The 13,420-nt window shown below is 72.0% G+C and carries 9 protein-coding genes; 3 read left to right on the top strand and 6 right to left on the bottom strand.

Annotated elements, in window-relative coordinates; all coding sequences use genetic code 11:
* Positions 1-9: 9 nt before the first annotated feature.
* From ACZ63J_RS38355 to ACZ63J_RS38345, 3 genes are read right to left on the bottom strand one after another with little or no spacing between them, the layout of a single operon-like run.
* Positions 10-741, bottom strand: coding sequence for an SWIM zinc finger family protein (locus ACZ63J_RS38355; protein ID WP_465407162.1), 732 nt, complete (start codon positions 739-741; stop codon positions 10-12).
* Entirely contained in the window at positions 734-3,757 is a 3,024-nt protein-coding gene (locus ACZ63J_RS38350) for a DEAD/DEAH box helicase (protein WP_465407164.1), read from the bottom strand. The genes ACZ63J_RS38355 and ACZ63J_RS38350 overlap by 8 nt, the downstream gene beginning before the upstream one ends.
* 55 nt (positions 3,758-3,812) lie before the next feature.
* Positions 3,813-4,388, bottom strand: coding sequence for a CGNR zinc finger domain-containing protein (locus ACZ63J_RS38345; RefSeq protein WP_465407166.1), 576 nt, complete (start codon positions 4,386-4,388; stop codon positions 3,813-3,815).
* 83 nt (positions 4,389-4,471) lie between these two features.
* On the opposite strand from ACZ63J_RS38345, the gene ACZ63J_RS38340 reads away from it, so the two are divergent.
* On the top strand, positions 4,472-5,623 hold the full coding sequence (locus ACZ63J_RS38340) for an epoxide hydrolase family protein (RefSeq protein ID WP_465407168.1): 1,152 nt from the start codon (positions 4,472-4,474) through the stop codon (positions 5,621-5,623).
* Between the two features lie 4 nt (positions 5,624-5,627).
* On the opposite strand, the gene ACZ63J_RS38335 is transcribed toward ACZ63J_RS38340, so the two are convergent.
* The 3 genes from ACZ63J_RS38335 to ACZ63J_RS38325 form a co-directional block, all read right to left on the bottom strand.
* Positions 5,628-6,833: an FAD-dependent monooxygenase gene (locus ACZ63J_RS38335; RefSeq protein ID WP_465407170.1), complete on the bottom strand. Its 1,206-nt coding sequence runs from the start codon at positions 6,831-6,833 to the stop codon at positions 5,628-5,630.
* Positions 6,834-6,991: 158 nt separating this feature from the next.
* Complete coding sequence (locus ACZ63J_RS38330; RefSeq protein ID WP_465407172.1) at positions 6,992-7,894, bottom strand: SMP-30/gluconolactonase/LRE family protein; 903 nt, start codon at positions 7,892-7,894, stop codon at positions 6,992-6,994.
* Positions 7,895-7,905: 11 nt separating this feature from the next.
* Positions 7,906-8,286: a winged helix-turn-helix transcriptional regulator gene (locus tag ACZ63J_RS38325; RefSeq protein ID WP_465407174.1), complete on the bottom strand. Its 381-nt coding sequence runs from the start codon at positions 8,284-8,286 to the stop codon at positions 7,906-7,908.
* Positions 8,287-8,336: 50 nt separating this feature from the next.
* Here ACZ63J_RS38325 and ACZ63J_RS38320 point away from each other — a divergent pair, with 50 nt between their 5' ends.
* Positions 8,337-9,266 carry an NADP-dependent oxidoreductase gene (locus ACZ63J_RS38320; RefSeq protein ID WP_465407176.1) on the top strand — a complete coding sequence of 310 codons (930 nt, stop codon included), beginning with the start codon at positions 8,337-8,339 and terminating at the stop codon, positions 9,264-9,266.
* A 227-nt stretch (positions 9,267-9,493) separates the two neighbouring features.
* Positions 9,494-13,309: a PKD domain-containing protein gene (locus ACZ63J_RS38315; RefSeq protein ID WP_465407178.1), complete on the top strand. Its 3,816-nt coding sequence runs from the start codon at positions 9,494-9,496 to the stop codon at positions 13,307-13,309.
* Positions 13,310-13,420: the final 111 nt, after the last annotated feature.

The raw sequence follows: 13,420 nt of genomic DNA, 5'->3' as shown, positions 1-13,420 counted from the left end.
CCGCGGAGGTCAGTTGCCGGACTCTCCGGCGAGCGCCTCGTACACCGGCCGGAGCAGCTCGGTGACGTCTTCGCCGCCCGCCGTGACCGCGAACGGCGGGGCCTGGTCCAGGAGGGCGTCGAACGGCGTCCGCGGCACGTGCAGCGGCGCCGCGCCGCCCAGGCCGGGGGCCGGACCGCAGTCGAAGAAGGTGTCCATGACCTCGGTCAGCGCGGGCGACCGGTCGTCCGGGTCGAGCGGTTCGGCGGAGATGAGCCGGTTCTTCAGCTCCTCCAGCAGCGTTTCGCGGTCCCGGCCGCGCAGCGCGAGGAGGGTGAACGGATCTTTGGCCACCCGCGCCACGAGCGCCGAGAACACGGCGTTCAGGTGGCCGCACGGCACCTCGGCGTCCGGGCAGGTGCAGTCGAGCGACACCTCCCGCGCCGAAGACGGGAACAACGGCAGCCGGACCGCTTTGAAGATCTGTTCGACGTCCCGGGGCAGCTCACCGCTGAGCAGCTGGACGGTGACCGACGCTTTTGCCGCCAGGGCATGGGTGATCGCCGCCCAGTCCGCCTTCCCGAACGCCGTCAGGCCGATGCGCACCCGGTAAGGGACGCCATCCGCCACTTCGGCGTCGATGCGCCCGGCGCCGACCTCCACGGACACGACGCGCCCGCGGCCGTGCGCCGGGAGGAGGACGCCGAGCGCGGTCAACGCCCGGATGAACCGGGTCGCCCACCACGGGAGTGGCTCAGTCATCGATCGCCTCCTCCCCCAGGGTGAACGTCTCGCGCAGCGCGTCGGTGGACAGTTCGGTGAGCCAGCTTTCGCCCTCGCCGACGACCATTCCGGCGAGCGCGCGTTTTTTCGTGATCAGGGTGTCGATGCGTTCCTCGATCGTGCCCGGACAGACGAACTTCCGGACCTGGACGGTCCTTCCCTGCCCGATCCGGAACGCCCGGTCGGTGGCCTGGTTCTCCACGGCCGGGTTCCACCAGCGGTCCAGGTGCAGGACCTGGCTGGCGGCGGTCAGCGTGAGCCCGGAGCCGCCCGCTTTGAGCGAGAGCAACAGGATCCGCGGTCCGTCGCCGGACTGGAAGCGTTCGACGATCGTGTCTCGCGCCCCCTTTGCCAAGCCGCCGTGGAGAAACGCGACGTCGGCGCCGAGCCGGTCCGACAAATGGGGCACCAGCATGTGCCCGAACTCCGTGTACTGCGTGAAGCACAGGACCCGGTCACCCGACGCCAGGATTTCGGCCAGGATCTCTTCGAGGCGGCTGACCTTGCCGGAACGCTGCCCGATCGGGGAACCGTCGTGCAGCAGGTGCGCGGGGTGGTTGCAGACCTGCTTGAGTTTGGTGATCGCGGCAAGGACGTTGCCACGGCGTTTGATGCCGTGGCTGTTCTCGATCTTCTTCATCATCTCGTCGACGATCGCGCTGTAGAGCGTGCCCTGCTCGCGGGTGAGCCGGTATTCCTGCCGGATTTCGATCTTTTCCGGGAGCTCGGGGACGATCGCGGGGTCCGTTTTCACCCGGCGCAGCAGGTACGGCTGCGTGAGCCGGCGCAGCTCGGCGGCCACGGCGGTGTCGCCGCCGCGCTCGATCGGGGCCGCGAACCGTTGCCGGAACTCGAACCTGGTGCCGAGCAGCCCGGGGTTGAGCAGGTCCAACACGGACCAGAGATCCGCCAGCCGGTTCTCCACCGGGGTGCCGGTCAGCGCGAGCCGGTGCCCGGCGGGGAACCGCCGGACCGCCTTGGCCGTCGCGGTGTCGGCGTTCTTGATGGCGTGCGCTTCGTCGAGCACCAGACGCCGCCAAGCGAACGTCTCGAGCTCGTCGGCGTCACGGGCGGCGGTGGTGTAGGTCGTGACGACGAGGTCCGCCGCGGCGACCTGCTCGGCGAGCGCGTCCCCGTGCGCGCGTTCGCTGCCGTGGTGGGCGAGGACACGCAGGCCGGGGGCGAAGTTCGCCGCCTCCCGCTGCCACATGCCGACCAGCGACATCGGGCACAGCACCAGCGTCGGCCCGCGATCGTCGTCAGCCCGCTCGACCGCCTCGAGCGCCAGCGTCTGGACGGTCTTGCCGAGGCCCATGTCGTCGGCCAGGCACGCACCGAGCCCCAGCTCCGCCATGAACACGAGCCAGGCGACCCCCCGCTGCTGGTAGGGGCGCAGCGTGGCGCGGAACGACGGCGGCAGCTCGACCGGCCGCAGGCGCTGATGCACCTGCTCGGCCAGGACGTCGCCGACCCAGCCGTCGGCGCTGACGTCGACGACCGGCAGCGGCGCCGCCGACCCGAGGTGGACGAGCTCCAGCAGCTCGGCCGCGGTGGGGCGAAGGCTCTGCCGGTGCGGGTCGCGGCGCAGGTACTCGAGACCGGCGCGCAGGCGGTCGGCGTCGACGCTGATCCACCGGCCCCGCAGCCGCACCAGCGGCGACTTCGCCGCGACGAGCCGGGCCAGCTCTTCCTCGCCGATCTCCTCGTCGCCGACCGCGATCGACCAGCGGAACGCGCCCAGCTCGTCGCGGCCCACCCGGCTGCGGGCCACGACCTGCTCGGACGGCGTGCTGTGGACGGAGAGCCGCAGCCCGAGCCGGCGCCGGCCGTCCCAGGTGGCCGGCAGCTGCACTTCGAAGCCGGCCTCGACCAGCCGGGTCGCGCCGGACGTCAAGAACTGTTCGGCCTCTTCGACGCTCAGGTCGTACTCGGACGGCTGGGTGCGGCGCAGGGCCGGCGCCAGCATCGGCTCCACCAGCGCGGCCCGGCCCAGTTCGGCGACGAACAGCCCCTTCGGGTCCCGGACCAGCCCGGTCGCCTCGCCCGACCAGATCTGCCCCGCCGAAAGCAGCAGGCTGGAGTCGGCGGTCGCCCGCAGGAGGAACTGCAGCTGCCACTTGGTGCTGTCGCCGGTCTGGTCGTCGGGATCGTCCGGGTCCTGCTGCCGCAGGGTGCCGACCTCGGCCAGCCGGAAGCACGCCCGGCCGTCGACGACATCGGTGTCGGCGACCTCGTCCCACTTCGCGACGGCGTCGGCCAGGACGCGGAGCTCGTCCAGCGGCAGCTCGACCCGGGCGGCGCCGCCCTGCAAGGCGGACAGCCACACCCCGGCCGCGCCCCGGCTCGTGCGCAGGTCGACGGGCGGATCCGCGCGTCCCAGCCGGTCCCGGACCGCCGTGTCGACCAGCGTGTGGAGGGCATCGGTGACCAGCGCACGCGGCGAGCCCCCGATGAGCGGCGCGACCTGCTCGGCCCGCCCGACCGGCGGCATGGCCGCGACCAGGGCGTCGAACGCGACGAAGTCGACGCCCTGCAGCACCGGGCGCCACCGCGCCTCGGCCGCGTCGCCCTGGCGGACCAGCGTGGGCAGCACTCGCCCGCGCCGCACGAGATCCGCGGCCAGGCGGGCCACCGCGCGTAGGTAGGTGACCGAGGCGCCGTAGGAGGCCGAGTCGTCGAGGTCGTCCAGCTCGGCCGCGTCCACGACCAACGCGGGCACCGACCACGGCCGCAGCACCGGCGCCGGGCCACGCCGCTTGCCGCCCGCCGTCGCCTCGGCGGAGGCGAGCGGCCGGTTCGCCCGCGACGGCAGCAGCAAGGTCGCCGAGGTGGGCTTGCCGGGGTGCAGGGCGGTCAGGTTCGCGCTGGAGACGGCGAACGGATGCGGCAGCGCGATGTGCGCCGACCGGCTCGACGTCCCGGCCGGGCCCCGGTCGTGTTCCGCCCAGAGCAGCAGCCCCCGGCCCGGGGACCACAGAGCGTGCACCAAGGGCAAGGTCAGGCGCTCCTTCGTCCGGTCCGGGTTCCCCCCGATCGTCGCACGCGGCGGCTCACTCCGGTGACTTGGCGTTCTTGCGCTGGTTGGCGGTGAAGCGGGCTTTCTTCTGCCGGTTCCCGCACGTGTTCATGTCGCACCACCGGCGGGTGCGGCTCTGGCTGGTGTCGAAGAACGCGGCCCGGCAGGTCGGTGACGCGCACAGGGCCAGCTTCCCGTCCCGTTCGCCCGAGACGATGCTGATCGCGTCCGCGGCGATCACGCCCAGGGCGTCCTCCACACAGGACGCCGAGCTGAGCCGCCAGCGCCGCTCGCCTTCGGGCGTCAGGATCGCAGCGGCGCGGCCCTGCACGCTGCGGTCGTTGACGACCTGCACGGCGGACGCGGGAAGCGGGTCCTGGACCGCGGCCGCGGTCGCGACGGCGTGCACCGCCTCCCGCAGCTCCCGGGCGAGGGCGAACTGGGCGTCGGTGCAGGAGTCCACCGCGAGACCGCTCACCGCCAGCCAGTCGACCAGCCGCTGCGGCACGGGAATGCGCTCCACGGCGTCGCCACACCGCTCCGTCAACGTCGCCGTGAAGCTGGTCGCCAGCACGCTGCCGAGGCGAAAGTCGGGGAACTCACCACGCATGGAACCACCTTAGCCGGTTGCGTCACGCCGTGTCGGCCTGCTAGAACCGTCTAAGCCGGTTCACCGATGGCCGAGGAGGTCTCATGCCCAACAACGTCGAAGTTTTCGCAGCCCACACCCCCGATGCCGACCTCGAGGATCTGCGCGCGCGGCTGGCCGCCGCGCGGCTGCCGGAAGCCGAGACCGTCCGCGGCCCCGGCCGGTGGGACCAGGGCGTCCCGCTCGCCGACCTCGCCGAGGTCGTGGACTACTGGCGCACCAACTACGACTGGCGGTCGTTCGAAGAGCGTCTCGACCGGATCGGCCAGTTCCGCACGACGATCGACGGCCTGGGAATCCACTTCCTGCACCGCCGGTCGCCGCAGGCGGACGCCACTCCCCTGCTCATGACGCACGGCTGGCCGGGCAGCGTCGCCGAGTTCGTCGACGTCGTGGACGACCTGGCGGATCCGCGAGACGCCGGCGCGCCCGCGTTCCACGTCGTGGCGCCGTCGCTCCCCGGCTTCGGCTACAGCGACAAGCCGGCCACCACCGGATGGGGAACCGAAAAGATCGCGGCCGCCTGGGTGGAGCTGATGCGGCGGCTCGGCTACGACCGGTTCGCGGCCCACGGCGGCGACTGGGGCGGCAACATCACCACCGTGCTCGGCGGCCGGTTCCCGGACCACGTCCTCGGCATCCACACCACGTTCGCGGAAGGACCGCCTGGGCTGACCACGGACGGGCTGACCGCGGCCGAGCGCCGGTGGACCGAGGAGACGCACGACTTCTGGCACCACCGCGCGGCGTACGCGAAGCAGCAGGCGACCCGGCCGCAGACCATCGGCTACTCGCTCGTCGACTCACCGGTCGGGCTGCTCGCCTGGATCCTCGACAAGTTCGCCGAGTGGTCCGACACGCGGGACAGCCCGTTCGAGACGATCTCCCGGGACCGCGTCCTCGACGACGTCACGCTGTACTGGCTGACGCGGACCGGCGCGTCGGCGGCCCGCATCTACTACGAAAGCCACAACTCGCTCGACCCCGAGCTCCGGGTCGACGTCCCGGCGGCGATCACCGTGTACCCCCGCGACATCGAGAAGTACCCGCGCCCGTGGGCGCGGGAACGGTACCGGCAGATCGTCCGGTGGCGGGCACCCGAAGCCGGCGGGCACTTCCCGTCGCTGGAGGTTCCCGGGTACTTCGTCGACGACCTGCGCGAAGGCCTCGCGGCCGTGCTCGCCGCCCAACGGTGAGCCGCTAGGAGGTGACCCGCGCCCCGGAGTCCGGCACGTCGGCGTAGTCGGGCAGCTCGACGCCGTTGATCGCGCGTTCGGCGAGCGCCATCATCGCCTCCATGTCGGGTTCCGCGGCCGGCTCGGCCACCGGGTCCGGGCCGGGCGCGCCGCGCATGGCCGCGTGCAGCCGCCCGATCTCCTGGTTGGCTTCGACGAACGGGCGCATCCGCTCCTCGAACGCCGCGAACGCGGGCTCGGGGTCCCACCCGGCGGTGGCCAGCTCGCCGGCCAGCAGGTAGGCGCCGACCAGGGCCAGGCCGGTGCCCTGCCCGGACAGCGGCGACGAGCTGAACGCCGCGTCGCCGAACAGGCCCACCCGGCCGCTCGACCAGCGGTCCATCAGGACCTGGGCGACCTGGTCGAGGTAGAAGTCCGGGGTGTCGTCCAGGTGCTCGAGGATGCGCGGGGTCAGCCAGCCCAGGCCGGCCACCCGCTCGCGCAGCAGCGTCTTCTGGCCCTCGATGTCGCGGTAGTCGACGGCGAAGTCGGGCGAAACGAACGAGAACATGGCCATCGCCCGCGTCGCGTCGCCGATGGGCCGCAGCATGGCGGAGCGCCCGGGCTCCTGGTGCTCGAGCAGCCAGCGGTCCAGCCCGAACTCGTTGGGCACGCTGTAGAAGGCCAGCACGTGCCCGAGGTGGCGGACGAACTGCTCGTGCGGCCCGAAGACCATCGCCCGCAGCGCCGAGTGCAGCCCGTCGGCGCCGAACACGAGGTCGAAGCGGCGCCGGTCGCCGCTCGCGAAGACCACGTCGACGCCGTCCGAGTCCTGGGTGAGCTCGGCGATCCGGTCGCCGAAGACGTACTCGACACCGTCGCGGGTGTCGTCGTAGAGCACCTGGGACAGGTCGCCGCGCAGGATCTCGATCTCGGAGATGTAGCCGTCGCCGCCGTCGTCCTCGGCGCTGAAGGTCTCCAGCACGTTCCCATCCGCGTCGACGTTGTGCGCGCCGGCGGTCTCGGTCCGGGCGGCGCGGATCGCCGCGTCCAGGCCCATCCGCCGGATGACCTCCCTGGTCACGCCGCGCGCGTCCACCGCCTGCCCGCCGGGACGCAGCTCGGGCGCCCGCTCCACCACGGTCACCTCGGCCCCGCGCCGGCGCAGCCAGTGGGCCAACGCGGGCCCCGCGATGCTCGCGCCCGCCACCAACACCTTGACTTCGCTCACTGCGCCCCCAGGTCACCCGGTCCGGATCTCGGTCGGATTCTAGGGTGACTCACCCGGTTCAGGGGGTCGCCGCGTCGAGAAACCACTCCAGTTCGGACCGGAGGCCGGGCTCGCACGGCTGTCCGGAGTGGACCGTGAGGTGCCGCCGCTCGGTCGGTTCAGGGCAGGCCGGCGTGCGGAACCTCGACGTCGACCGCGAGCAGCTGGGCCTCCCGGACCGGACGGCGTTCGTGCTCCGGAAAGGACGGCGCCGCGCAGAGGAAGAGCGTGCGGCCGTCGCCGCCGCCGAGCATGCAGGCGAAGACCCCCGTACCGGCGTTGATCTCGTCGAGGATCCGGCCGCCCTCCTCGACCCGGAGGACGCGGTTGTGGACGGCGTCGGCGACCCAGATCGCGCCCTCGGCGTCGGCGCAGATGCCGTCGGGGGCCACTTCGAGCTGCTGCACCGCCTCCTCGACGTTGTCGGTCCGCGGAGTCTCGCCGAACTGCGCCCAGACGCGGCGCCCGCTCAGCTCGCCGTCCTCGCCGATGTCGAAGGCGGTCAGCCGGCCGGCGAAGGTCTCGGCGACGACCAGCACCCCGCCGGGCAGGATCACCATGCCGTTGGGGAACCCGAGGTCTTCGGCGGCGACACTGACACTCCCGTCGGCGTCGACGCGGGTCAGCGTGGTGTAGCGCAAAGGTGCGCCGCCCATCAGGTCGAAGCCGAAGTTGCCCACCCAGGCGCGGCCCCGGTCGTCGACGACCATGTCGTTGAGCGCGCCGGTCACCACACCCGAGAGGTCGGCGTGTTCGTCCAGCCGGCCCGACGCGTCACGCACGAGGAGGCGGTGGTCCCGCATCGACACGATGAGCAGGCGGCCGTCGGGCAGGAACCCGAGGCCCGACGGCTGTCCGGGGACTTCCGCGATGACTTCGGTGCCACCCGAGCTGTCGACCGCGACGACCTTTTCGGTGTAGAAGTCCGAAACCCACAACCGGCCGTCGTGCCATCTCGGGCACTCGAGGTAGGAGAAGCCTTCGACCACCACGGCCGGCTGCCTGGTCGCGGGCTGTCCCATCGCGACCCTCCTCACGTCCTCGTCGACAGGTTCGCAGGGTTCTCGGAAGAGCGTACTTCGAGTGCGTCCAGCACCGCATCGCCGTTCGCCCGGGCCCACTCCGTCAGCATGTGGATCGGGTCGATCAGCGTTGCCCCGAGCGGGGTGAGCTCGTACTCGACGCGGGGCGGCGCCTCGGCGTAGGCGTGGCGGCTGATGAGCCCGTGCGCCTCGAGCCGCCGGAGCGTCTGGGTGAGCACCTTGCGGGAGATGCCGCCGATCAGCCCGGCCAGCTCGCCGTGACGCACCGGGCCTTCGCTGAGGCCGTAGAGCACCACCGCCGTCCACTTGTCGGCGATCAGCTCGATCGCCAGCCGCGCCGGGCAGTCGGCGAGGAAGGTGTCACCGCTCATGGCCGCCAAGGTTACCTGCGGGTTCCCATCGGAAACCTAGCCTCGGAGACATGCGAATGATCACCCAGCAGACACTCGGCGGTCCCGGCGTGCTCACCGTCGTGGCCGCGCCCGAACCCCGGCCCCTCCCCACCGAAGTGCTCGTCCGCGTCCGCGCGATCGGGCTGAACCCCTTGGAGGCGCGCCTGCGCGCCGGCGAGTTCCCGCTGCTCGGCACCCCGCCGTTCGTCCTCGGCTGGGACATCAGCGGAGTGGTCGAGGACGCGCCGCGGACGTGGCGGTTCCGGCCCGGCGACGAGGTTTTCGGGATGCCGCTGTTCCCGCGGGCGGCGAACGCGTACGCCGAAGTCGTCGCGGCTCCGGCGTTGCACCTGGCCCGCAAGCCGGCGTCGCTCTCGCACACCGAGGCGGCGGCGCTGCCGATCGCCGGGCTGACGGCCTGGCAGGGCCTCGTCGACCTCGGCGGCGTGACCGCGGGCGACCGCGTCCTGGTCCACGGCGGCGGTGGCGGGGTCGGCCACGTCGCGATCCAGATCGCGAAAGCGCTGGGCGCGTACGTGATCACGACCGCAGGGCCGGGCAAACGGGAGTTCGTCGAGAGCCTCGGCGCGGACGAAGTGGTCGACTACACGGCGGTCGACTTCGCCGAGGTGGTCCGCGACGTCGACCTCGTGCTCGACACGATCGGCGGGGACGCCGTCGAGCGGTCGCTCGGGGTGCTGCGGCCCGGCGGGCACCTGGTGACGGCGGTCGCCGAGGAGGAGACCGAGCTGGCCGCCGAGTTCGAGGCGGCCGGGAAGCGCTTCAGCGGCATCGCGGTCGACCCGGACCCGGTCGCCCTGCGCGGTCTCGCCGGCCTGGCCGAGCAGGGCCGGTTGCGGGTCCACGTGCAGGAGACGTTCCCGTTCGACCGCGTCGCCGACGCGCACCGGCTGCTCGACGGCGGTCACCTCCAGGGCAAGCTCGTCCTCACCGTCTGATCCGGAATCGGCCGGGAAACAGCGTGCACTCACTGCATTTCTATACCGAGGAAACCAATGTCTGTGTAGCTCTTCCGGTTGCTGAAGCGGCCATACCGGTGAACTAGTCATCGCCTGCTTTCCGTGACCATTTCACAGCGTGACTCACTGAATCAGCCCAGTAACCGCCTGTCTCTTTCACGCGATTTTCACACTGCATCATCCCCCAGTGAAAGAGTGGAAAACGCATGAGACCCAGACTATGGGCGGCCGCCGGGCTGACGGGAATCGCGGGTTTGCTCGCGAGCACCGTTCCGGCGAACGCCGTTGACGGAAACCTCCCGGGCGGGACGAGCATCTCGGTGGACGTCACCGGGCCCGCCGAAAACACCGTTCTCCCGCCCGGCCCGGCGACGGTCACCGGAACGGCGGCGATCGGGACCGGCGTCGCGGTCAAGGACACCGCGCTGACCTACGTGCTGGACGTCTCCGGCAGCACGGCGTCGAGCTGCTCGACCACCAATGTGCTCGGCTGCGAAATCATCGCGGGCAAGAACCTCAACACCAATGCCGCGAGCCCGAACACGGTCGTCGGGCACGTCGGCGCCGCCGTGTTCGGCTCGAACGCGGCCGCCGCGGACGTCGGTCCCGCCGCCGGCGAGCAGCTGCTCACCGGCCCGGCCACCGACGCCAACACGAACGGCACCCGGGACGTCGACGAGGTGCTGAACTCGGCGGCCATCGGCAGTGTCGGGCAGTTCACCCCGAAGAGCGTCGGCACCGGCACGAACTACATCGCGGGCATCGGCTCCGCGACCACGGTCACCAACGCCCAGACCGAAGCCCGCAAGATCGTGGTGTTCATGTCGGACGGTGTCGCCACCGGCGACGTGCGGCCGGCCGCGGGCGCGGTCCCGGCGGACGTCACCTACTACACCTTCGCCGTGGGCGCGGGTTCGAGCTGCGCCGGCACCAGCTACAACGCCAGCCTGCAGGCGATCGCCGACCTCACCCACGGCACCTGCACCGAGGTGCCCGACCCGGCGAACCTGCCGAACGTGGTGCCCGGCCTCATCAGCGCGAAGCTGACCGGTCTCACCCTGAAGGTCGACGGCGGCGGCGCGATCCCGGTCACCAACGTGACACCCGGCCTGCCGCAGACCGGCCCGGCGTCGGTGAACTTCACCGTCGCCACCCCGGCGCTCGGCGCGGGACGGCACGAGCTGTGCGTCACCGCGGCCGGCACCGATGGCGGCGGCGCGGGCGCGGTCACCGACTGCACCCACGTCGTCATCAACGGACCGCCGGTGGTCTCCGCGGGCGGCCCGTACACCGGCAACGAGGGCTCGGCCGTGCCGATCGCGGGCACCGCGACCGACCCGGACACCCCCGGCGTCGGCACAACCTGGACCATCGCGCCGTCCACCGGTGTCGACCCGGGCACCGTGTGCGCCTTCGGCAACGCGAACGCGCTGTCCACCACGGTGACCTGCAACGACGACGGCGGCTTCACCCTGACGCTGACGGCGGACGACGGCGTCAACCCGCCGGTCGTGAAGACGACCACGGTGACATTGGCCAACGTCGCCCCGGCCGTCACGATCACCGCGCCGGCCGACGGCACCAAGGTGAGCCCCGGGACCCCGGTCGCGGTCACCGCGCCGTTCTCGGACGCGGGCGCCCACGACACGCACACCTGCGCCGTCGACTTCGGTGACGGCGGCCCGCCGGTGCCCGGCACGATCACCGGCGCCACCTGCCAGGCGAGCCACAGTTACCCGGCTTCGGGCACCCGCACCATCACCGCGCGGGTCACCGACGACGACGGCGCGACCGGCACCGCCGTGACCCACGTCGTGGTCAACGCCGCGCCGGTGGTCACCGCGGGCGGCCCGTACTCCGGCCAGGAGGGCACCGCGGTCGAGATCGCGGGCACCGTCACCGACCCCGACGGACCGAGCCTGACGACGCACTGGACGATCGCCCCGGACTCGGGCGTCGATCCGGGCGCGGCCTGCACGCTCGGCAACGCCGACGCGCTGTCCACCACCGTCACCTGCGACGACGACGGCGTCTGGACACTCACCCTGACGGCGTCCGACGGCATCGCCGCGCCGGTCGTCAAGACGACGACGCTCACGTTGAGCAACGTCGCCCCGCACGTGACGATCTCCGCACCGGCGGACAACACGGTCTTCGCCCACAACGCTCCGGTGGGCGTCACCGCGCCGTTCACGGACGTCTCGACGCACGACACGCACACCTGCACGGTGGACTACGCCGACGGCAGCCCGATCGTCACCGGCACGGTCGCGCAGGGCCCGGGCTCGGGCACCTGCACCGCTTCGCACGGCTACCCGGTTTCCGGCACGTACAACGTGCTGGTGAAGGTCACCGACGATGATGGCGGTTCCGCGACCGCCGTGGCCAAGATCATCGTCAACGACCCGCCCGTGGTGGTGCCCGGCGGTCCGTACACCGGCAACGAGGGCGCCGCGGTGGCGATCGGCGGGACGATCGTCGATCCCGACGGCCCGCCGTCCGCGACGCACTGGAGCATCGCCCCGCAGTCCGGAGTGGACAGTGGGACGGCGTGCGTCTTCGGCAATGCCGACGCGCTCGCCACCACGGTGACGTGTGACGACGACGGCGTTTTCACGCTCACCCTGAGCGGGAACGACGGCCTGCACCCGGCGGTCCTCCAGACGACCACGCTCACCTTGGGCAACGTCGCGCCGGTCGTGGGCATCACCGCGCCCACGACCGACAAGGTGTTCGGGCACGACGCTCCGGTGGCCGTCACCGCGCCGTTCACCGACGCGGGCAAGCACGACACGCACACCTGCACGGTGGACTACGCGGACGGCAGCCCGGTCGGCACTGGCACGATCGCGCAGGGCGCCTGCACGGCGTCGCACGCCTACACCGTTTCGGGGACGTACACGATCACGGTCAAGGTGACCGACGACGACGGCGGGGTCGGCACAGCGACCGTGCGGATCATCGTCAACGACCCGCCGGTCGTCGGCACCGGCGGACCGTACACCGGCAACGAGGGCGGCGCGGTGGCGCTCACCGGCGTGGTCACCGACCCCGACGGCCCGCCGTCCACGACGCACTGGAGCATCGCCCCGCAGTCCGGTGTGGACAGTGGGACGACGTGCGCGTTCGGCAACCCGGCCGCGCTGACGACAACGGTCACCTGTGACGACGACGGGGTCTTCACGCTCACCCTGAGCGCGAACGACGGCCTCCACCCGGACGTCGTCAAGACCACGACGCTCACCCTCGCCAACGTCGCACCGGTCGTGACGATCACCGCGCCGGCCGACGGGGCGAACGTCACCCGGGGCACGCCGGTGACCTTCACGGCGCCGTTCACCGACGCCGGGAAGCACGACACGCACACCTGCACGGTCGACTTCGGCGACGGCAGCCCCGTCGCCGCGGGGACGGTCGCGCAGGGCGCGGGTTCGGGCACCTGCACCGCGTCGCACGCCTACACCGGCATCGGCGCGCACCCGGTCACGGTGAAGGTCACCGATGACGACGGCGGGATCGGGACGGCCACGGTCAAGGTCGTCACGTTCGTCAACGCGGAGGCGTGGGCGCTCAGCGCGTCCGGGCTGGTCACCGTCGCGAAGACGCCGCTGGCCGGCTGCCCGCCGAGCTCGGACAAGACCACGGCGTCGGTGAACGTGCTCGGCCTCGCGAGCGTGAACGCGCTGCACGCGCAGTGCTCGCTGGACGTGAACACCGGGCGTACCAACGCTTCGGCGACGGTGTCCGGGGCCAGCCTGCTCGGCGGGCTGATCAGCGTCACGGACATCGAGACGAGCTGCGTCGCGAACGAGCAGGGCCTGTCCGGCTCGTCGCGGGTCGGCAAGATCAACGGCCAGGTCATCGGCACCGCGCCGATCACCATCGGGATCCCCGGGGTGGCCACGGTCTACGCCAACCAGACGGTCGTGGGTCCGAACGGTCAGCTCGCGCAGTACTCGGTCCGCGTGGTGACGCTCCTGGGCCAGGAGATCATCCTGTCCGGGTGCCGCATGGGCTTCTGACGCAAGCCTGAGCCCGGACCTGGGGGGGGGGGGGGGGGGGGGGGGGGGGGGGGGGGTGTGGGTTTGTGGGTTTTTCGCCCACGGCACGATCCCAGACGCCAAGCAAACCTT

It is taken from the genome of Amycolatopsis sp. NPDC104863 (assembly GCF_055582965.1).
Note: the sequence above shows the minus strand (reverse complement) of the source record. Positions and strands in the feature narration are given on the sequence as shown.

What these genes read in the sequence shown, in the direction of transcription:
- ACZ63J_RS38355 (WP_465407162.1), bottom strand. Translation starts at nt 741, where the DNA reads ATGACTGAGCCACTCCCGTGGTGGGCGACCCGGTTCATCCGGGCGTTG.
- ACZ63J_RS38345 (WP_465407166.1), bottom strand. Translation starts at nt 4,388, where the DNA reads ATGCGTGGTGAGTTCCCCGACTTTCGCCTCGGCAGCGTGCTGGCGACC.
- ACZ63J_RS38340 (WP_465407168.1), top strand. Translation starts at nt 4,472, where the DNA reads ATGCCCAACAACGTCGAAGTTTTCGCAGCCCACACCCCCGATGCCGAC.
- ACZ63J_RS38330 (WP_465407172.1), bottom strand. Translation starts at nt 7,894, where the DNA reads ATGGGACAGCCCGCGACCAGGCAGCCGGCCGTGGTGGTCGAAGGCTTC.
- ACZ63J_RS38325 (WP_465407174.1), bottom strand. Translation starts at nt 8,286, where the DNA reads ATGAGCGGTGACACCTTCCTCGCCGACTGCCCGGCGCGGCTGGCGATC.
- ACZ63J_RS38320 (WP_465407176.1), top strand. Translation starts at nt 8,337, where the DNA reads ATGCGAATGATCACCCAGCAGACACTCGGCGGTCCCGGCGTGCTCACC.
- ACZ63J_RS38315 (WP_465407178.1), top strand. Translation starts at nt 9,494, where the DNA reads ATGAGACCCAGACTATGGGCGGCCGCCGGGCTGACGGGAATCGCGGGT.